General features: G+C 55.7%; 15 protein-coding genes. 8 read left to right on the top strand and 7 right to left on the bottom strand.

Annotated features, from left to right (window positions below):
• Position 1 precedes the first annotated feature (1 nt).
• A complete protein-coding gene (locus AC0T7J_RS22360; protein ID WP_010246824.1) occupies positions 2–973 on the top strand; it encodes a ParB family protein in 972 nt (323 codons plus the stop codon).
• A 1,159-nt stretch (positions 974–2,132) separates the two neighbouring features.
• Here the strand turns inward: AC0T7J_RS22360 and AC0T7J_RS22365 are convergent.
• Genes AC0T7J_RS22365 through AC0T7J_RS22380 form a run of 4 tightly spaced genes read right to left on the bottom strand, consistent with a single transcriptional unit; the run spans position 2,133 to position 6,102 of the window.
• Positions 2,133–3,143: a transketolase family protein gene (locus AC0T7J_RS22365; protein ID WP_473797204.1), complete on the bottom strand. Its 1,011-nt coding sequence runs from the start codon at positions 3,141–3,143 to the stop codon at positions 2,133–2,135.
• A 1-nt stretch (position 3,144) separates the two neighbouring features.
• Positions 3,145–3,987 (bottom strand): transketolase, encoded by an 843-nt coding sequence (locus AC0T7J_RS22370; protein WP_473797207.1) that lies wholly within the window; start codon positions 3,985–3,987, stop codon positions 3,145–3,147.
• A 12-nt stretch (positions 3,988–3,999) separates the two neighbouring features.
• Positions 4,000–5,298, bottom strand: coding sequence for an MFS transporter (locus AC0T7J_RS22375; protein WP_473797210.1), 1,299 nt, complete (start codon positions 5,296–5,298; stop codon positions 4,000–4,002).
• A 54-nt stretch (positions 5,299–5,352) separates the two neighbouring features.
• On the bottom strand, positions 5,353–6,102 hold the full coding sequence (locus AC0T7J_RS22380) for an SDR family NAD(P)-dependent oxidoreductase (protein WP_473797213.1): 750 nt from the start codon (positions 6,100–6,102) through the stop codon (positions 5,353–5,355).
• 197 nt (positions 6,103–6,299) lie between these two features.
• Here AC0T7J_RS22380 and AC0T7J_RS22385 point away from each other — a divergent pair, with 197 nt between their 5' ends.
• From AC0T7J_RS22385 to AC0T7J_RS22400, 4 genes are all read left to right on the top strand, one after another.
• The gene (locus tag AC0T7J_RS22385; protein ID WP_473797216.1) at positions 6,300–7,202 is read left to right on the top strand and encodes a LysR substrate-binding domain-containing protein; all 903 of its coding nucleotides are present in this window, start codon (positions 6,300–6,302) and stop codon (positions 7,200–7,202) included.
• A gap of 199 nt (positions 7,203–7,401) precedes the next feature.
• The gene (locus tag AC0T7J_RS22390) at positions 7,402–8,853 is read left to right on the top strand and encodes a sugar porter family MFS transporter (RefSeq protein WP_473797218.1); all 1,452 of its coding nucleotides are present in this window, start codon (positions 7,402–7,404) and stop codon (positions 8,851–8,853) included.
• A 337-nt stretch (positions 8,854–9,190) separates the two neighbouring features.
• On the top strand, positions 9,191–9,751 hold the full coding sequence (pagP, locus tag AC0T7J_RS22395) for a lipid IV(A) palmitoyltransferase PagP (RefSeq protein WP_473797220.1): 561 nt from the start codon (positions 9,191–9,193) through the stop codon (positions 9,749–9,751).
• A gap of 18 nt (positions 9,752–9,769) precedes the next feature.
• Positions 9,770–11,269: an alpha/beta hydrolase gene (locus AC0T7J_RS22400; protein WP_473797222.1), complete on the top strand. Its 1,500-nt coding sequence runs from the start codon at positions 9,770–9,772 to the stop codon at positions 11,267–11,269.
• 39 nt (positions 11,270–11,308) lie between these two features.
• On the opposite strand, the gene AC0T7J_RS22405 is transcribed toward AC0T7J_RS22400, so the two are convergent.
• A complete protein-coding gene (locus AC0T7J_RS22405; protein ID WP_473797224.1) occupies positions 11,309–12,163 on the bottom strand; it encodes an aldo/keto reductase family oxidoreductase in 855 nt (284 codons plus the stop codon).
• A 95-nt stretch (positions 12,164–12,258) separates the two neighbouring features.
• On the opposite strand from AC0T7J_RS22405, the gene AC0T7J_RS22410 reads away from it, so the two are divergent.
• A complete protein-coding gene (locus tag AC0T7J_RS22410; protein ID WP_473797227.1) occupies positions 12,259–13,206 on the top strand; it encodes a LysR family transcriptional regulator in 948 nt (315 codons plus the stop codon).
• On the opposite strand, the gene AC0T7J_RS22415 is transcribed toward AC0T7J_RS22410, so the two are convergent.
• Both AC0T7J_RS22415 and AC0T7J_RS22420 read right to left on the bottom strand, forming a co-directional pair.
• Positions 13,171–17,700, bottom strand: a complete 4,530-nt coding sequence (locus tag AC0T7J_RS22415; RefSeq protein WP_473797392.1) for an ATP-dependent helicase — start codon at positions 17,698–17,700, stop codon at positions 13,171–13,173. The genes AC0T7J_RS22410 and AC0T7J_RS22415 overlap by 36 nt on opposite strands.
• A gap of 112 nt (positions 17,701–17,812) precedes the next feature.
• A complete protein-coding gene (locus AC0T7J_RS22420) occupies positions 17,813–19,003 on the bottom strand; it encodes an MFS transporter (protein WP_473797230.1) in 1,191 nt (396 codons plus the stop codon).
• 151 nt (positions 19,004–19,154) lie between these two features.
• On the opposite strand from AC0T7J_RS22420, the gene AC0T7J_RS22425 reads away from it, so the two are divergent.
• Entirely contained in the window at positions 19,155–19,427 is a 273-nt protein-coding gene (locus AC0T7J_RS22425) for an AbrB/MazE/SpoVT family DNA-binding domain-containing protein (RefSeq protein ID WP_473797233.1), read from the top strand.
• Positions 19,427–19,792 carry a type II toxin-antitoxin system PemK/MazF family toxin gene (locus AC0T7J_RS22430; protein ID WP_473797236.1) on the top strand — a complete coding sequence of 122 codons (366 nt, stop codon included), beginning with the start codon at positions 19,427–19,429 and terminating at the stop codon, positions 19,790–19,792. The genes AC0T7J_RS22425 and AC0T7J_RS22430 overlap by 1 nt, the downstream gene beginning before the upstream one ends.
• Positions 19,793–19,919: the final 127 nt, after the last annotated feature.

The following is a 19,919-nucleotide window of genomic DNA, read 5'->3' on the forward strand; positions in this document are numbered from 1 at the left end:
TATGAGCGCAAAAAGAATTACGATTGGCAGAACCTTCAGCCAGACTCCACTGGAAAATGACACACCAGACAGCCAGCACAACCAGACATTCGTTCTGGCAACGGGCAAACGCGCCCTGTTTCGTTTTGAACGGATTGCCGCCAGCGACGTTGAAAGCAAAACGTTTGTCACAATGGAAACCAACGGTCGCGATCAGGCAGGCCTGACACCCGATTCACTGCGCGACATTATCCGGACCATTAAGCTGCAGCAGTTCTTTCCCGCTATTGGCGTGATGCGCGATGACCGCATCGAAATCCTCGACGGCTCACGTCGTCGGGCAGCCGCACTCTACTGCAAAACCGGCCTGGACGTGCTGATCACTGACGCGGCCATTACCGCTGATGAAGCTCGCCGACTGGCGCAGGATATTCAGACGGCACGGGAACACAATCTCCGCGAAGTGGGGATGCGTCTTTTAACGCTTAAAGATGGCGGTTTGTCGCAGAAAGAGATTGCTGAAAATCAGGGCTTATCGCAGGCAAAAGTGACGCGTGCCCTGCAGGCCGCCAGCGTTCCGTCAGATTTGATTTCACTTTTTCCTAATCACGCCGAGCTGACCTATCCCGACTATAAAGCGTTGTTACAGGCAGCTGACAAGTTAAGTGAGTCCGGGCAAAGCGTCGAAGCGCTGATCAAGTCTATTTCCAGGGAAATTGATGTGGTCTGTGCCCGTGAAGGTCTGGCCGAAGACGAGCTTAAAAATCATATCCTGCGTCTGATTCGACAGGGCAGCCAGACTCTGATCAAAGAACCTGAAAAAGATAAAACCCAGGCGACTGCGCTCTGGTCTTTTGCTGATAAAGATCGCTTTGCCCGCAAAAAGGTACGCGGACGGATGTTCAGTTATGAATTTAACCGGCAGTCGAAAGAGTTGCAGGAAGAGCTGGATAAAGTTATTGCGGAGACCCTGAAAAAATATCTCAACCGTTAGGGCATCTGCACTCCAATCAAATCAGCCAGCGACGAACGCTGGCTTTTTTTTGATTTTTTTAGCGAATCGTTATTAAAAGAGATAGCGGATATTCAAATTTCAGGCTGAAATCGCCAGGTTTTTAAGGATGTATTTTTATTTAACATGTTGAAAATAAACAACTTAAATTATTATTTCTTGCTAAAAAGCCGCATGAAATCGCCTTTTCCCTAAACTATTTCGCCAGATATCGAGGCCGCCTCCAAATCGCACTGTTCACTATAAAAAGAGATAGCGCGTTTGGTCTGATGCTATCGTTAATGAATCTGATCGCCGCCAGCGCGGATCCGACGGTTACAATATTGCAAGTAATGATTTTCCGGGTCTGGTTCATTAGTGACCAATCAACCCACACTAAACCTCAGTCACAGCGTACCGGCTTATCATACTTCGCTAATCCCTATGCCTGCCCTTTTTTCATAAGTTATCCCGCCAGCCATATTTCATAATTAACTGTTTGTTTTTAATATAAAAAATTAAAGAATTTCAGCCTGAAATCGCCATGTCTGCAGCGAAAAACGCCCTCGTTTCAGACCTGAGGGCGAACAGATGTGATCAGAAAAGAAGCGTATCTTACTGACAGTAAAGAGATGAACAGAGAGAGAAAAAAGATACTCAGACAATATCCCTCACTTATCCACAGAAAAAGTGGATAACTTTTATCATGCGATAAAAATTATTTTCATAAGGTGGGGAAAACAAGATGTCGCTTTGGCTGCGAACGTTCTGGAAACCTGATTAACGGAAAACGCTTATCGCAGGCTGGTCATAACGGAAAGGTAGCTGACCGGCATCAGATTCACTGTATTGAGTAAAGCAGAGGAAAGCGGCGGATTACGAATGAAGAGCCCCTATCGGCCCACCTGATAAAAGACGATGGCTCACTGAACTGCTGTTTACAGTGAATTGCGAGAAATAACATCTTGATGGCAGTGAGCCGGGTTAACAGTGGCTGTTATCGGCATACAGAGTAGTTGCAAATACGCAGAGAGTGCTGACCACTGCAATCAGTAATCAGGCCGATGGGCAGTAACGTAATCCAGCGATGGGAGGATGACTTTCTACGTCAGTACAGAAGGTGTTAAGAAAAAAACCGGGCCAGGCCCGGTTTCGAGATGCTTCAGGCTTCAAGCCAGGCGGTGATCTGCTTAACCATCGCATCAGTTGATATGCCATAACGGTCATGCAACGTCGGTAATGCGCCTGCTGCCAGGAATGCATCCGGCAGAGCAACCTGTTTAAAGCGCGGCGTCACATGGTTTCGCATTAACAGCGCCGCAATAGCTTCGCCTAATCCACCGGTTATCGAATGATTTTCAGCGGTGATAACCAGCTGGTTATGATGCAATGCTTCCCCAGCCTCACGCAGGATGGTCTCTTCATCCAGAGGTTTTATCATGGGTGAGTGAACCACACCCACCTCAATCCCCTGCTTCTCCAGTACTTCAGCGGCTTCAAGTGCGCGCATAGTCATCAATCCGCTGCTGATAATAACGGCATGCTTACCGCCTCGCAGGCGCTGAGCCTTACCGTGTTGATAGCAATAGTCATATTTATCCAGCACCAGCGGAACCTTACCGCGCAGCAGGCGTAAATAGACCGGACCCTGATGTTCAGCAATAGCCGGTATAACCTGGCTAATCTCCAGTGCATCGCACGGATCAATGATAGTCAGGTTCGGCATGCCCCGGAAGATAGCCAGGTCGTCAGTCGCCTGATGACTCGGCCCATAGCCGGTGGTGAGGCCAGGCAGCGCACAGGCAATTTTAACGTTCAGATTCTCTTCGGCGATGGCCATGCAGATAAAATCATAAGCGCGGCGGGAAGCAAAGACGGCATACGTGGTGACAAAGGGCATAAAGCCTTCGCGCGCCATACCCGCAGCGGCGCTCATGAGTAACTGTTCCGCCATGCCCATCTGATAAAAGCGTTTCGGAAAAGCCTCTGCAAACAGGTGCAAATCGGTGTATTTACTTAAATCAGCCGTCAGCCCGATCACATCTGAGCGCTGCTCTGCCAGAGAGACCAGAGCATGCCCAAAAGGGGCTGAAACCGTGGGCTGACCTTCAGCGGCGATCGAGGCGATCATGGCGGATGTGGTCAGACGTTTTTTTTGCGGTTGTGAACTCATCTCAGACTCCTTGCTCAAGTGCGGTCAGGGCTTTGTCCCACTCATCGGCATCGACCCGAATAAAGTGGGTTTTCTCACGACTTTCCAGAAACGGCACGCCTTTGCCCATTCGGGTATCGCAAATGATGACGCGCGGCTGGGGTTCGGGCCAGCTGCGAGCCGCATCAAAGGCGGCCTGCAAAGCAGAGATATCGTTGCCATCAACCCGCTGGGTATACCAGCCAAAAGCCTGCCAGCGATCCACAATCGGTTCAAAAGCGAGAATCTCACTGCTATGACCGTCAGCCTGCTGATTGTTGACGTCGATAAGGGCGATCAGGTTATCAAGCTGCCAGTGTGAGGCGGACATTGCCGCTTCCCAGGTAGAGCCTTCATTCAGTTCACCATCTGAAAGCAGGTTATAGACTCGTGCCTGTGAGCCTTTCTGCTTCAGCCCCAGACAGGCACCCACGGCAATTCCTAATCCATGACCCAGTGAACCGCCGGTAATTTCCATGCCTGGGGTATAGGCGGCCATGCCGGACATCGGCAAGCGGCTCTCATCAGTCCCATAGGTTTCCCTTTCTTCTTCAGGTATCACGCCTGCTTCCAGCAGGGCGGCGTAAAGGGCGATAGCGTAATGGCCAATTGACAGATAGAAGCGATCGCGGTCTTCCCACTCAGGCTGATCCGGCCGGTAATTCATGGCGTGGAAATAGCTGACAGCAAGCAAATCGGCGGCTCCCAGCGCCTGACCGATATATCCCTGCCCCTGAACCTGGCCCATTAATAAGGCATGACGGCGAATATTGGTGGCTCGTTGCTGCAATGAGAGCGCGTGTGATGTGTGACGAGGGTCAGTCATATTACCTCCTGATTAACGATTAACGTCCGCTGCCCGGATGCGCAGCACGCATAGCGCGCCACCCAGCAGGACTGCAGCAATAAAGTACATTCCGGAAGCGGGCGTACCGGTTGCGGTGGTGAGGGTGCCTATCAGCCACGGTGAGAAAAAACCGGCCAGATTAGCAATGCAGTTCACCGCGGCGATGCCTGCGGCAGCAGAGACGCCACCTAACAGATTTGTCGGCAACATCCAGAACAACGATGAGGCGGAAAGAATGCCCGCAGCGGCAATACAGAGGGAGAGCAGTGACAGGGAGACGCTATGGCTCAGCAGGGTCGCCAGCGTCAGTCCGGTAAGTCCGATTAGCATCGGGACAATCAAATGCCAGCGGCGTTCACGATAGCGATCGCCACTGCGCCCGGCCAGCAGCATAAAGATAATGGCGCAGAGGTAAGGCAGACTGGTCAGCAGCCCAATATGCAGCGGTTCACTGACGCCTGAGTTTCTCACCAGCGTCGGTAGCCAGAACGTCAGGGCGTACTGACCCATCACCACACAGAAGTAGATCAGCGCCAGCAGCCACAGACGACGGTCGGCGACAAAGGCTTTTACCGTGCCATGACAGGCCTTCTGCTGATTATCCTCGTCCAGATCGGCACGCACCCGGCGTTTCTCATCTTCATCCAGCCACTCTGCCTGTTCAACGCGATCCTTGAGAACCAGCAGTACCACCAAACCCATAACAAGTGTGGGGATAGCTTCCAGCATAAACATCCACTGCCAGCCTGCCCATCCGTGAAAGCCTGCAAAGGTCGCCATAATCCAGCCTGAGAGCGGGCCGCCAATCATCCCTGAGAGCGGAATGGCGACAAACCAGAGCACGGTCATACGCGCGCGACGATGTGATGGAAACCAGTAGGTCAGGTAGAGCAACAGACCTGGCGCAAGACCGGCCTCGGCGACGCCGAGCAGAAAGCGCAGCAGGTAGAACTGCCATGCGGTTTCAACAAAGGCGAACAGGGCCGAGATGATTCCCCAGGTGATCATAATGCGCGCAATCCAGCGGCGTGCGCCGACACGGTGCAGGATCAGGTTACTCGGCACCTCAAAGAAGAAGTAGCCGATAAAAAAAATCCCTGCACCCAGCCCATACACGGTTTCGCTGAGTGACAAATCATCCATCATCTGTAATTTAGCGAAACCCACATTGACCCGATCAAGATAGGCGCAGAGGTAACAGAGCATCAGCCAGGGCATCAGGCGCCAGGCAATTTTGCGATAGGTGATATCGCGCGCAGCAGAGGCTACGCTCAGGTTAAGCGTGGTCATGGTGTTCACTCCCGAAGTTAGCCCGCCAGGCGTGCGGGCAGGGAAGGGCGCTATTTAATGGATCAGCATGCCGCCGTTCACATCCAGCGTGATGCCGGTGAGATAACCGGAGAGATCGCTGGCGAGGAACAGCGCAGCATTGGCGACGTCACTGGCGGACCCAAGGCGGCCGAGCGGTATCCCATCGAGAATGGCGTGGCGGCGTTCATCCTGTAACAGGCCACCAGTGATGTCTGTCTGGATCAGGCCGGGCGTCAGGGCATTAATGCGTATCTGGTCAGGGCCAAACTCACGCGCCATCGCTTTAGTCAGGCCCAGAACGCCTGCTTTAGCGGCACTGTAATGCGGGCCGCCGAAAATCCCGCCGCCGCGCTGTGCTGAGACCGAGGACAGGCAGACGATGCTGCCGCCTTTCTGCTGCTGCATGGTGGGGATTACCGCCTGAGACATCAGCAGCGTGCCACGCAGATTGACATCAAGAATACGGTTGTAATCCTCGATGCTGATTTCCAGTGTCTTAACCGGCTGAGTAATACCTGCATTGTTGACCAGCACATCAATACGGCCGAAGCGTTCAAGTATCTGGTCGATGGCACGACGAACAGAAAGGGGATCGGTCACATCCGTGGCCAGGCCGAGATGCCCGTCACCACACGACAGTGCGCTGGCCTGAGCGGCCTGCAGATCTAAATCGAGCACCACCACGCGCGCACCATGCTGAGCAAAACAGGCGGCTGTGGCCCGCCCAATGCCGCGCTGAGAGGCGGCACCTGTAATAATCGCAACTTTGTTTTCGAGTAACATTGTCCACTCCAGAAAAATAATTATTAGTGGTTCGGTATCGCTACCGGCAGGGTCACGATCAGAATTGATAAAGCGGCTAATATTGGCAATGCAAAAAAATTCATTTGATGCTGAATGAATTTGTTGGTTTGATGCAGTTAACAATTTTGCGATTTAAAAATGGGCACATATCACAAAATTCCTTTGTGGAGAGGCGGATGGAAAAGCAGTCTGATCACTTACCTTCGATTAAATCACTGCGGGTTTTTGAGCAGGTGGCTCATTTTGGTAATGTTGCGCGTGCGGCCGAGGAATTAAGCATTACGCCATCGGCGGCCAGTCATCAGTTGGCTAAACTGGAGCGTGAACTGGGCTGTATTCTGTTTAATCGCTCGGCAAAGGGCGTAGTGCTGACGCTGTCGGGTGAGCATTACCTCAGGGAGATTGGTCCGATACTGCTGAGTCTGACGCAGGCGACAGCGCGCATCAGTAACGAGAAAGCCCGCAGCAACCTCAGGATCCACTGCGCACCCAGTTTCGGTCTGCTGTGGCTGTTGCCGCGCATCCATAAATTTCGCGACAACTATCCCGAGTTCCAGCTCACGCTCTCCTGCTCTTATGAGAATTTATCTTTCAGCCGCGACAATATTGATATTGCGATACGCCATGGATTCCCGGACTGGAACTCATTCGAGATTAAAACGATCCGCCACGAAAGAATGTCGGTGCTGGCCTCGCCTGAGTATCTGAAAAAGCATCCGGTTAATCAGGCCGCTGATTTAATTCATCATGCGCTGATATTATCGGAGTCGCCGCTTATTCAGTGGCCGCAGTGGTTTGCTTCTCAGCAATTACCTCAGCCGGATAAAGAGTGGTTATTTCGCTTTGATCGCTCTTATATGAGTCTTGAGGCGGCGATGTTAGGCCACGGTCTCATATTTGAAAGTGAATTGCTGGCGGAGGATTATCTGCGCAGCGGAAAACTGGTCAGAGTCTTGTCCGAACAGGAGAGTCTGCCCGTCAGCGCCCACCATCTGGTCTTCCCGCGGGGATTTGCTCAGTTTCCCCGCGTCGCGCATTTCCTGAGCTGGATCCAGCAGGAACTGAAAGTGTTAACCTAATGTTAAAATAAATTTCATGACGTCATTATTACGCTGATTTATTTATTCGGTTAACTCTCCCCGTTATAAAAATCGCATTGCTAAAGCTAACTGTTAAATACCGTCTACACTTCTTTACCCACTCGGTAAATATGTTCCATTTCTATTCCGTATGAAATTTAATCAAACGGATGTTTAACTGATTAATGGCAGGGATATTATGAGTACGAATACACCAGATTCTGGTGAAGCGGGCGATCACGCGCCTGCAGATACGGTACGCCAGCGCATTTTTTTAGTGGTACTGGTTGCCACTATGGGCGCGCTGGCTTTTGGTTATGACACCGGGATTATCTCGGGTGCGTTACCCTATATGACCTCACCACCCGATCAGGGTGGACTTGGACTGAACTCATTCACTGAAGGGCTGGTGGCCTCTTCACTGGTGTTCGGTGCCGCGATCGGCTCTTTCCTGAGTGGTTTTTTCTCTGACCGGTTTGGCCGGCGTATTACCCTTCGCAGCCTGGCGGTTATTTTTGTGCTGGGTTCACTGGGAACAGCGCTGGCGCCTTCTGTCAATGTCATGGTGGCAATGCGCTTCCTGCTGGGGATTGCTGTCGGCGGCGGCTCCTCAACCGTGCCGGTGTTTATCGCCGAAATTGCCGGACCGCGCCTGCGTGCGCCGCTGGTCAGTCGCAATGAGCTGATGATCGTTACCGGACAGCTCATTGCTTATGTTGCCAGTACGCTGCTGAGCTATCTGCTGCATGATGAGCACCTGTGGCGCTACATGCTGGCAATTGCCATGGTGCCGGGTCTTTTACTGTTTATCGGCACGTTCTTCGTTCCCGCCTCACCACACTGGCTGGTGGCGGAAGGGCGTCTGAAAGAAGCTAAGAAGATCCTGAAGTACCTGCGTGAAACGCCGCGTGAAGTGCGCCATGAAATGGCGCAGATGAAGAAGCAGGCGAGAGCAGCGGAACGTGGGCCGGATGCAAAAACCCTGATCCGTGAGAAGTGGGTGATTCGCCTGATGGTTATCGGCGTCGGGCTGGGCTTTGTTGCCCAGTTCACCGGGGTTAATGGTTTTATGTATTACACCCCGATCATCCTTAAACAGACCGGACTTGGCACCAGCGCGTCGATTGCCGCGACCATCGGTAACGGCGTGGTCTCAGTGGTGGCGGCGATTGTCGGTATCTGGGCGGTCAGTCGCTTCCCACGCCGGGCAATGCTGATTACCGGCCTGTGTCTGGTGGTCGCTTCGCAGATTATGCTGGGCAGCGTGATGACCTTTATCGCTCCCAGCCTGATGCAGAGCTACCTCGCTCTGGGCTGCATTCTGCTGTTCCTGTTCTGCATGCAGATGTGCATCTCGCCGGTCTACTGGCTGATGATGTCGGAACTGTTCCCGATGCAGTTGCGCGGCGTGTTAACCGGCGGCGCTGTCTCACTACAGTGGATCTTTAACGCGATAGTCGCCTTCAGTTTTCCACCGATAATGGAATATGCCGGCAGCACCACCTTCTTCATCTTTGCTGCGATTAACGTCGGATCGTTGATCTTCGTGATGGCGATGGTGCCGGAGACGCGGGGCAAAAGCCTGGAAGAGATTGAGTCACACATGAAAGAAAAGTTTGGTGAAAAGCCGAAAGAGGCTGAAGCCTCCTGAGTCTCCCACCGGATTCAGCCCACCGGCTGAATCCGGTTTTACCTCCTTACCTCCTTACCTCGCTATTTTCTTACTTTCCATTGCACCGCATTTCCCCGGATCTTGTTCTCATTAAGTCCTGTCAGACAACATTCACTGTAATCAGTTATTTTCCTCGATTAATTTCCGTACAGCTCTGGCGATTTCAGGCTGAAATCGCCAGAGACTGGATGAATGACTGGTCGTTGAGGTCCTCAGAAACCCGCGGTTAAGCGAAGCATGACCGCTGACAAAGATTGCCTCAGGCTCTGCGCTATACTCATTTTTCATCTGCTCCGCACGCTGACCGGTACGCACTATGAAAATTTTAATCACGACGGCAGTTTTTACCGCACTGCTGACTGCTGCGCCATTGCATGCTGAAAACACACCGATCTCCTCCTGGTGGAATGGATTCACGGACGATGTTGCGCAGACCTGGAACACGCCTCAGCATACCGATCTCTACCTGCCATTTGTCAGCTGGCACGCCCGCTTTATGTACGACAAAGAAAAAACCGATAACTATAACGAGCATCCCTGGGGGGGCGGTCTGGGCATTTCCCGCTACAGCGACAGCGGCAACTGGAGCGCGCTTTATGCAATGGCTTTCAAAGATTCACACAATGAGTGGCAGCCTATTGTCGGTTATGGCTGGGAGAAGGGCTGGTATCCAGGTTCGAATCAGGACTTTCGCCTTGGTGCGGGATTAACCGCCGGTATCACCGCGCGTGAAGATTTTGGTAACTATATTCCGCTACCGATTATTCTGCCGCTGTTCTCGGCCGGTTATAAGGCGCTGAATGTACAGTTCACCTATATTCCGGGCACGTTCAATAATGGCAACGTGCTGTTCGCGTGGTTTCGCTATGCATTTTAATTTTTCAGGAAAGGATGTATGACCCGGAAGTGGAAAACAGTCATACGCAGGCTCTGGCGGCTGGTGATAGTAGTCGGGATGCTGTTACTGCTGCTGCTAATTTTCCGAATCTATGAATCGGAACGCGGGCCGGAGTTACATCGCTGGCACACCTGGATCCCGCATGAGTTGACAGTGGAACAGCTCGATAATGCGACGTATGCCGACTACCTCAAGGCCGAAAATCATCTTTTCGACGAGATGAAGCAGCAGGTCAGCGACCGGCTGGATGCGGAAGAAAAAACACCACTCAACCGATACTATGCTGGCAGCATGATCTATCCGGGGCATTTTGCGCAGGACTGGAACCGGTCCTATATTCTGCAACCGACGGGCACGCCGCGCGGTGCGGTGGTGCTGTTGCATGGACTGACCGACAGTCCTTATAGTCTGCGGCATGTGGCAGAGGCTTACCGTCAGCAGGGTTTTGTGGCAGTGGCGATACGGTTACCGGGTCACGGTACGGTGCCTTCGGGTCTGACCGATGTTGACTGGCAGGACTGGATGGCCGCTACACGCCTGGCGGTGCGGGAAGCGACCCGGCTGGCGGGCACGCAGACGCCGCTACATCTGGTGGGTTTCTCTAACGGTGGGGCGCTGGCGGTAAAATATGCGCTCGACAGCCTGGGCGATCACACGCTGCGTCGTCCTCAGCAATTGATTCTGTTATCGCCGATGATCGGTGTGACTCGTTTTGCCCGGTTCGCAGGTGTTGCCGGGTTGCCCTCGGTTTTCCCTGCCTTCTCGAAAACGGCCTGGCTGAATATCGTGCCGGAGTTTAATCCGTTTAAATATAACTCTTTTCCGGTTCACGCAGCCCGGCAGACCTATTTGCTGACGCAGGCGCTGCAGAAAGAGATCCTGCTCTACGCGCGTAATCAGCAGCTCTCCGGTTTCCCGCCCGTGCTGACCTTTCAGTCGGTCATGGATTCTACCGTCAGTACGCCTTCGGTCATCCGTTCGCTATATAACTATCTGCCAGTGAACGGCAGCGAACTGGTGCTATTCGATATCAATCAGGCGGTCAGCGTCAGTCCGTTATTCCGTCACTCCTCTTACACCGCGGTTAACCAGCTGTTGCCTGCGGCACGTCGTCATTACTCATCCACGGTGATCACTAATGCCTCCGCCACCTCGCTGGAAATGGTGACAAAAAGTGTGCCAGCCGGAGAGATGCAGGAACAGATTCAGCTGCTGGCAATCGACTATCCGGCGGGTCTCTACTCGCTGTCGCACGTTGCGATTCCGTTTCCGGCTGAGGATGGGTTATATGGCAGTGCGCCCGAGAAGAAGAATGAGTTTGGTATCAGTTTTGGGACGTTGTCACTGCGCGGTGAAAGTGCGGTGCTGATTGTCGGGCTTGACTCGATTATGCGTGCCACCTCTAATCCGTTTTATCCCTATATGATTAACCGAATCGATCATCACATCAGTTGTAGCGACAAGCCGCAACTTGCAACCTGTCTCAGTAGTTTCTGAATCAGTAAAGCATCACGCCCGCATCGTGCGGGCCTGATGTTAAATAGCGTTCAGCTTTTCCATCACTTCATCCGACAGTTCCAGGCTGCCGCTGGCAAGGTTCTCTTTAAGATGTTCCGGGGAAGAGGTGCCTGGAATAAGTAAAATATTGGGCGATCGCCGCAGCAGCCACGCGAGTGCGACCTGCATCGGCGTGGCATTCAGGGATGCAGCCACTTCATTAAGCTGATCCGACTGCAACGGAGAGAAGCCGCCCAGCGGGAAGAACGGCACATACGCGATGCCCTGCTGCGCCAGTTGATCCACCAGTACATCATCCTGTCGATGCGCCAGGTTATACATATTCTGCACGCAGACGATTGGCGTCATCGCCTGAGCTTCTGCGATCTGCTTGGCGGTGACGTTACTCAGGCCAATATGGCGAATCAGCCCGCGCGCCTGTAACGCCAGCAGCGCCTCCAGCTGTGGCTTCAGAGAGCCTTCTTTGGGTCTGGCCGGATGCAACATACTGCGCAGGTTCACCACCTCAATCACATCCAGCCCCAGGTTGCGCAGATTATCTTCCACAGCCTGCGTCAGCGCCTCTGGCTCCATCGCCGCCAGCCAGCCGCCTTTGGCGTCGCGTCGGGCACCCACTTTGGTGACAATGCAGAGATCCTGCGGATAGGGATGGATCGCCTTTTTAATCAGCTGGTTGGTTTCGTGCGGGCCATAAAAGTCGCTGGTGTCGATATGATTAACACCTGCCGCGAGTGCATCGCGCAAAACCTGAATTGCCCGGGCTTCATCTTTTACCGGGCCGAACACGCCCGGCCCGGCCAGTTGCATAGCGCCGTAGCCAATACGGTTAACTTCACGATCGCCTAACGTATAAGTCATGGTGGTGTTTGACATGAAAACCTCCTGCGTGAATGTGGATCAATTGTAACGGTGATTCAGCTGTGCAACTATCCGGTTAAATCAGGACAGACTGTACGGGGTGATGCACAATGGCGATCGATATGGCGTTGCTGGATGCCGTCGTGGCGGTGGCAAAAGCGGGGGGATTTCGTGAAGCGGCACGCGTCACCGGCAGCAATGCATCACGCCTGAGCGATGCGGTAAGACGGGCGGAACAGCAGCTGGGTATTCGTCTGTTTCACCGCACCACCCGAACCGTGGTGTTAACCGAAGCGGGCAGGGCGCTGATGGAACGTTTGCTGCCCGCGATTAATGAAGTTAACGCCGCGCTGGATGCAGTGAATCGCTACCGTAACACCCCTGGCGGCACGCTGCGGCTGAATGTGCCGGTCAGTGCAACCCGGCTGGTGCTGCCCGCGCTGGTGCCGGAATTTTTGCAGCGTTATCCCGATATCCGGCTGGAAATTGTGGCGGAGAGCAGCGTGCAGGATGTCTTTCGTGACGGTTGTGACGCCGGGATCCGTTATGATGAGCGGCTGGAGCAGGATATGGTGGCGATGCCCATCGGCCCCAGACAGCAACGGTTCGCGCTGGCGGCTTCTCCGGCTTATCTTGCAGAACATGGCCGGCCGGAACATCCGCGCGACCTGATCCATCATCGCTGTCTGCGTGGCCGTTATGCCAGCGGCATCATGGCTGACTGGACCTTCAGCCACGAGGGCGAAGAGATCAGTGTTGAAACCAGCGGGCCGCTGGTAGTTTCGGTCGGTGGCGCAATGGATCTGGCGGTGGAGGCGGCCATCGCCGGAAGCGGCGTGATATATCTGTTTGACGAGTGGCTCAGGCCAGCCCTTGACAGCGGCAGGCTGGAACCGCTGCTGCAACCCTGGTGGCTGACTTTCTCCGGTCCGTGGCTTTACTACAACGATCGCCGCCTGATTCCTGCCCCGCTTCAGGCATTTATCGACTTTGTCCGCGAAAAAAACGTGCACGAAAAAACCTCAGCTATACCAGCTGAGCCCCTGCGGCACCCGTGAAAATCCGGCATGTCGCAACGCGTTAAGCAGCGGTGACTGCGACACCGGTTCACCATCTACCTTCTCCAGCGTGAAACTCGCGGGCTTTTCACGCTTCAGTGCCAGGCCCAGCGCCGCCACCGCGACCTGCTGCAGCGCGGGATCGTCGGCGAATGTCAGCAACTCTTTGCCTCCTGGCGTCAGGTAGAGCAGTAACGCGCCGCCTGCAATCACCACGCGTCCCCCCTGACGGCGGGTCGGGCGGATGCCGCTGGCGTGGAGCGGCCAGCTCAGCAACGCGCCAAACGGATTCGCCGGGTCCGGTGCGGCCAGCGCCACCGCATCTGTCGCAGTCAGCGGCTTTTCTGCCCGCTCCCGCAGCCGCTCAATGGTGTTATGGTCGGCAAACTGCGCGCCGCCCGCACCCGCGACAAACCGGCCACGCAGCAGTCGTCCGGCATCTTCCATGCTGCGTAATACCGGCTGTAACGCCGGGAACCCTCCGGGGATCTGTTCCGATATCGCGCTACCCCGGCTGATCACCCCATAACGGTCGAGAAGATTTTCCACCAGCGACAGGGCCAGCCGGGCAGGGGCTATCTCCTGTCGGTTAACCCGCGACCACCGACCAGCCAGCGTGTTGACCGCCGGTCGGCGTGCAGAAAGTGCGCCCGGGGTGAAGCGCTGACCAAAACGGGTGCGCAGGGTACGCGCCGGACGTGAACGAGTCGCGCCTGGCGTGGTCAGCAGCCCACGCACCGCAATCCAGCTATCGGCAGTGACATAGCCCTGCCACACCAGTTGCCACAGGACAGCATAAATATCGGTGGTTTGCGTCTCTGCCTCGTCCATCAGTGCCATGATCTCATGAACAAACCACGAGCCACCCCGGCTCAGTGCGTCGAGAATCGTCTGCTGAATCGGCGTCAGAAGCTGCGTGGTGTCAATCACCGGCAGCGTTTCAGCGGCATATTCCATGAGGTGCAGCGAGATCAACCCATCATTCTGACCCAGCGCTTTGTGTCCGCACCAGGTAACCTCACCACTGGCTAACAGTTCATCGAGCATCGCGGGCTGATAGTCGGCTATCCTGGCGCGCAGGATTTGTGACTCCCACAGCGAGGCCGGTAGCGGCACACCCGCAAGTTGCTCAATCACCCGCAACAGCCCGCTGACACCCTGATGCTCTTCACGCTGCGTGTTAAGCACACCGTGACGCTCCAGTAGCAGGCTGATCCAGGCGGCAGGTGGAACAGGCCGGGTTGCCTCACGTGCTGATTGCAGTGAACGTAAGCGTAACCGTTTGAAGATCTCTGTGGAAACCCACTCCGTTTCCGATTCGCCTGCTGCCGCACCCATATTCAGGAGGCTGTCCTGCTGATGCAGAGAAAGCAGTCCCTCATTCACAATGGCGATACCCAGACCAAAATGCGTGGCGAGCTGTCGGGCGGTGAAGAGGGTATGGGTACGGGCGTAGCGGTTAATGAGATCGCGTAGCGGATCGGGCTGCGGCTCCAGAAATGTTGCGGGCAGATCGACAGGCAGGACAACGGCCAGTGCGTCACGCAGGCGAGCTGCATCTTCAATGATTGCCCAGCGCTCTTCACCGGCGAGGATGACCGGAATCATTCGCTGCGCGGCCGCGAACTGCGTCACGGCTTCCTCGATGTGCTGGCCGTTGCCACGGAAACGTGCCGCAATACCGGCAACCGTGAGCGGGCCAACATCGCGCAGCAGATCGATAATGCCTTCGATGTGCTGTGCCTGATAGCGGGAATCGATGCGCTGCAGTTCCTGTTCAACCTGCTCAACGACGTCAGGTGCCAGCAAATCACGCTTGCTGGTCTGGCCGAGCAGCTCACCCAGCAGGTTACTGTCGAGCGCCAGCAGTGAGGCGCGCCGTTCTGCCTGGGGGGCGTCGCTGGCGTAAATAAACTCTGCAACGTAGCCAAAAAGCAGCGGGGCGGCAAAAGGGGAGGGCTGTTCGGTCGTCACCTCGACCAGCTTTACTTTTCCCTGTGCCATCTGTTGCATCAGCTGGTGCAGGGCAGGCAGATCGTAGACATCCTGCAGACATTCGCGTGCGGTTTCGATAAGAATGGGGAAATCGTCATACTGACGTGCGACTTCCAGCAACTGACCGGCGCGCAGCCGCTGCTGCCAGAGCGGCGATCGTTTACCCGGATTACGCCTCGGCAGCAGCAGAGCGCGTGAGGCACATTCACGGAAGCGGGCGGCAAACAGCGCCGACTGACCGACACTCTCAGTGACCTCCCGGGTCAACTGGTCGGCGTCGAACATAAACAGGTCAGCGCCGGGTAATATTCCCTCGCTGGCGGGAAAGCGGGCCACAATGCCGTCATCGCTGGCCGCAACGGAAGCGTCAATGCCCAGTCGTTGCTGGATTCGGGCGGCAATCGCCAGCGCCCAGGGCGCATTAACCCGCTTTCCCCAGGGCGAATGCAGGATCACCCGCCAGTCGCCGATTTCGTCACGGCAGCGTTCAATCAGCAACGTGCTATCGTCCGGCAATACGCCGGTGACGGCGCGTTGTTCAGCCAGCAAAGCCAGCAGATTTGTGACTGCGCGGGCATCCAGCCCCAGCGCGCGCAACTGCTCCTGCGCATCCGCCGGTGAAGCCGCATTCAGATGACGCAGAAACAGCCCGAGGCTGGCACCCGACTCGGCCGAGCGGCCCACACCTTCTCCTCGCCAGAAAGGCAGACGAGCCGGACGGCCTGGCGCAGGCACCACCAGCACCTGGTCGTGGGTAATCTGCTGAATCCGCCACGACGTTGCGCCCAGGGTAATAATGTCATTGACCCGCGACTCATAGACCATCTCTTCATCCAGCTCGCCGACACGACGTGAGCCAGCCTGCTCTTCACCTTCCGGCAGGATGACGCTGAACATGCCGCGATCGGGAATGGTGCCGCCGCTGGTCACGGCCAGATGCTGAGCGCCGGGTCGCGGCGTCAGCAGTCCGCTCTGACGATCCCACACCAGCTGCGGCCGTAGCTGAGCAAAGGCGTCGGAGGGAAACTTACCCGCCAGCATATCGAGCGTGGCATCAAACAGCCGACGCGACAGCGTGCGAAACGGATCGGCCCGACAGACCTGCGCGTACCAATCATCGACCTGTAAGGGATCCATTGCGACGGCCGCCAGGGTTTGCTGCGCCAGAATATCGAGCGGGTTACGCGGCGGAGCCAGCGCATCGAGCTGGCCCGCACGCATTGACTGCAATATGACGGCCGAATCCAGCAGATCGCGTCGGGTGCGCGGAAAGAGGATGCCGGCTGATACGCCGCCGACCTGATGTCCGGCGCGTCCCACACGCTGCAGTGCGCTGGCGACTGAAAGCGGTGCGCCCACCTGGATCACCAGATCCACCGGCCCCATATCAATGCCAAGTTCCAGACTCGAAGTGGCCACCACGCAGCGCAGTCTGCCCAGCTTCAGTGCGGCTTCAATCTCGCCTCGCTGCTCCTTCGAGACGGAACCGTGATGCGAACGGGCAATAAGATCGTCACTGTCGTCGCGTTCTGCATCCCGATCGCCAGCGGCTGTCTGCTGCGCCAGATAACGCGCATTGAGCCGCGCCGTCAGCTTTTCCGCCAGGCCACGCGAATTCACAAACACCAGCGTGGCGCGATGGGCCATGACCTGCTGCAGTATGCGCGCTTCAATGTGCGGCCAGATCGATCCGCTGGCAGGCGTGGCTTCACCGCTCAGGTCATCGGGGCTGGCGATATCGGTCATATCTTCGACCGGCACCTCGATGGTCAGGTGCAGCGTCCGGTCTGCGGCCGGATTCACCACCTGAACGGGCTGACAGCCGCCAAGGAAGGCGGCCACCCGCTCAACCGGTCGTACCGTGGCGGAAAGCCCGATACGCTGGGCAGGCTGGGGCAGCAGCTCATCGAGCCTCTCCAGACTCAGCGCCAGTTGGGAACCCCGCTTCGATCCCGCCACCGCATGCACCTCATCGACGATGACCGTGGTCACACCCTGCAGCGTCGTGCGGGCTTTTGAGGTCAGCATCAGAAACAGTGACTCGGGTGTAGTGATCAGGATATCGGGCGGACGGCGCACCAGCCTGGCGCGCTCTGCACCGGGCGTATCGCCGGATCGCATTCCGATATTCAGCGTGATCTCTGGCTCATTCAGCGCCTGCCGCTCAGCGTAAACGCCCGCCAGCGGCAGATTAAGGTTGCGCTGTACGTCCGCGGCCAGCGCTTTAACCGGTGAAATATAGAGAATGCGGGTAGTCGTTTCACGTGCAGGTGAGGGCTGCGCGGTTCGGAACTGAAACAGCGTGTCAATGGCAGTGAGGAAGGCCGCCAGTGTCTTCCCTGACCCGGTCGGGGCGATCACCAGCGCATGTTCTCCGCTGGCTATCGCCTGCCATGCCGCCTGCTGCACCGGCGTGGGTGCAGCAAAGGTGGCAGAAAACCAGCGTCGTGTGGCGGATGAAAACCGGGCTAAAACCGCATCAGATTGGGATTTCGACATCATACTCACGGTATCACGCAGCAACTGCGCCTGAAATTAATCCGTTGAGTGTAAGTGAAAATTGTCGTTTGTGGATGACACGACTGACATCTGGCCGCGTCTGGCGGGTTTGTTAACTGGCCGCTCCGGCTAAAGCGCGACCCCTGATCGCCAGCAGCGACACCAGTGACAGCACGATGATAGTCATGCCATAGAACCAGGCGGTCTGGTTCAGTCCGATATGGGGCGCTGCCATTCCGGCGGCAATCGCAGGCAGGGCAAAGGCGAGATAGCTTTTGATCAAAAAGGCGGAAAACAGTCCGGCGCGTTCATGACTTTCAGCTAACTGCATAATGATTTTCAGCACGCTGGAGAAAATCGATCCAAATCCCTGACCCGCAATGGCGGTGCCGAGATAGAGCCAGGCCACGCTGTGCAGAGAAAGCCCCGCAAGCGTGATGCTGACGCCCGCTATCAGCATCAGCGTACCGATAATTAATGCCCGCGCAGGCGGTAATGGACGAAAGAGAAATACTGCTGCCGTTGCGCTCAGCATCAGTGTCGCCACAATCGAGCCACCGACAAAAGGCGATGTCAGGCCGGTTGCGTTCGCCACTATTGAGGGCATCAGTGAAAGGTAAAATCCGCCCAGCATCCAGGTTGCGATGTTAACCGGCGTTACCATTAACAATGGCCCCAGCGCGCGTCGCGGTATGCTGACCTGGGGTCGCAGTGCGGCCAGAACACCCGGCTGAGGCGCAATGGTTTCAGGTATCAGAGGCAATAGCGCCATGGCAACCAGCATCAGGAGCAGCAGCAACGCGTAGATCGTCACCGTAGGAAAGGGCGCGAAGGTGAGCAGTATGCCGCCCGCCAGCGTGCCCAGCGTCATCCCCAGAAAGGCAGTGAACGAGTTCAGCAATGGTCCGCGGGTTTTACTGGCGTCAATCAGGCTGGCACCAAAGGTCGGCAAGGCAATACCGGTAGCAAAGCCCTGCACCAGTCGGGCGGCGATTAGGGTCGCCGCAGAACTGGCGGTCATAAAGATCACCAGCGCGATCGCATTGATCGCCAGCGCCAGCAGCATCAACGGACGGCGGCCGGTATAGTCGGACACTTTACCCACCGTCAGTAGCGCGGCCAGCAACGCGAAAGCATAGGCGCCAAAGATCAGTGTCAGCATGGTTGGCGTGAGATGGAACAGGCTGCGATAGAGCGGGTAGAGCGGCGTTGGCGCACTGCTGGTGGCGGAGATCAGCGCTGCACCGGTAAAACTGAAAAGCGTGGTACGGGCAGCAGCCTGAGGCGTCAATGTGGGGTTCATGGAAATCACCTTAATGCAAAGTATTAGCTTTAATAAGGTATACGGCTATCTGTGCCTTAATGCAATATCTTTGCTTTAACCTATTTTGCTGTGTGACTTAGTGTCACCCTGTGGTAAGGGTTGTGTTACTTAGTCACACATGGGAGGAGATATGGCTTCAACAAGACTTCGTCAGCAGGGCGGGGCGGTCGTGCTGACTATCCCCAGCGAGATTGCTGCCAGAGCGGGCTGGACCGTCGGCATTGAGCTGGACGTCACCGCAGAAGGCGAATCGGTGAATATTGTGCCGGTAACGCGTGTACCACGCGGTCGCCGCACAGTTGCTCAGTTGCTGGCCGGTATCGATCAGCAGGAAATTCAACAGTATAACGAAGAGGCCGCCGAGGGGTTGAACGACGCGCCGCAGGGCAGGGAGCCTATCTGATGGTTTCAGGGAGAGTGCCGCAGAAAGGCGAAATCTGGCACGTTAATGGCGATCCGGTTGAAGGGCGAAAGTTTAAAGGGCCGCATTATTACCTTGTTATTTCGCAGCGGGAGTTGGTTGCGGCTTTGGGAACGGCAGTGTGCGTGCCGGTAACAAGCGGCGGCGGCGCATCACGCTCACAGGGCGTGACTGTTTATCTGGACGGTAACAGTACAGATACCGGCAAAGTGACCGGCGTTGCGCTGTGCTATCAGGTGCGCTCGCTTGACCTGACTGCGTGCAAGGCAAGCTATGCCGCCACAGTCGAGCCACATGTTATGGATGAAATATTGTCTTTAGTCTTAGACCTTATCGACCCGCGGTAAATCAACACTGTCTGACAGTTAAAACTAAATAATTATAAATTCCTGGAATGCATAAAGATCAGGTCCATATTGTGATCGCGTGACCTGATGGAAGCGTTGCAACCCCAAATGGGGCCTGTTTATGCTG

Source organism: Pantoea sp. E956-1 (assembly GCF_982223955.1).

What these genes read in the sequence shown, in the direction of transcription:
- AC0T7J_RS22415 (WP_473797392.1), bottom strand. Translation starts at nt 17,700, where the DNA reads ATGTCGAAATCCCAATCTGATGCGGTTTTAGCCCGGTTTTCATCCGCC.
- AC0T7J_RS22365 (WP_473797204.1), bottom strand. Translation starts at nt 3,143, where the DNA reads ATGAGTTCACAACCGCAAAAAAAACGTCTGACCACATCCGCCATGATC.
- AC0T7J_RS22360 (WP_010246824.1), top strand. Translation starts at nt 2, where the DNA reads ATGAGCGCAAAAAGAATTACGATTGGCAGAACCTTCAGCCAGACTCCA.
- AC0T7J_RS22375 (WP_473797210.1), bottom strand. Translation starts at nt 5,298, where the DNA reads ATGACCACGCTTAACCTGAGCGTAGCCTCTGCTGCGCGCGATATCACC.
- AC0T7J_RS22425 (WP_473797233.1), top strand. Translation starts at nt 19,155, where the DNA reads ATGGCTTCAACAAGACTTCGTCAGCAGGGCGGGGCGGTCGTGCTGACT.
- AC0T7J_RS22405 (WP_473797224.1), bottom strand. Translation starts at nt 12,163, where the DNA reads ATGTCAAACACCACCATGACTTATACGTTAGGCGATCGTGAAGTTAAC.
- pagP (WP_473797220.1), top strand. Translation starts at nt 9,191, where the DNA reads ATGAAAATTTTAATCACGACGGCAGTTTTTACCGCACTGCTGACTGCT.
- AC0T7J_RS22370 (WP_473797207.1), bottom strand. Translation starts at nt 3,987, where the DNA reads ATGACTGACCCTCGTCACACATCACACGCGCTCTCATTGCAGCAACGA.
- AC0T7J_RS22385 (WP_473797216.1), top strand. Translation starts at nt 6,300, where the DNA reads ATGGAAAAGCAGTCTGATCACTTACCTTCGATTAAATCACTGCGGGTT.
- AC0T7J_RS22390 (WP_473797218.1), top strand. Translation starts at nt 7,402, where the DNA reads ATGAGTACGAATACACCAGATTCTGGTGAAGCGGGCGATCACGCGCCT.
- AC0T7J_RS22400 (WP_473797222.1), top strand. Translation starts at nt 9,770, where the DNA reads ATGACCCGGAAGTGGAAAACAGTCATACGCAGGCTCTGGCGGCTGGTG.
- AC0T7J_RS22410 (WP_473797227.1), top strand. Translation starts at nt 12,259, where the DNA reads ATGGCGATCGATATGGCGTTGCTGGATGCCGTCGTGGCGGTGGCAAAA.
- AC0T7J_RS22420 (WP_473797230.1), bottom strand. Translation starts at nt 19,003, where the DNA reads ATGAACCCCACATTGACGCCTCAGGCTGCTGCCCGTACCACGCTTTTC.
- AC0T7J_RS22380 (WP_473797213.1), bottom strand. Translation starts at nt 6,102, where the DNA reads ATGTTACTCGAAAACAAAGTTGCGATTATTACAGGTGCCGCCTCTCAG.
- AC0T7J_RS22430 (WP_473797236.1), top strand. Translation starts at nt 19,427, where the DNA reads ATGGTTTCAGGGAGAGTGCCGCAGAAAGGCGAAATCTGGCACGTTAAT.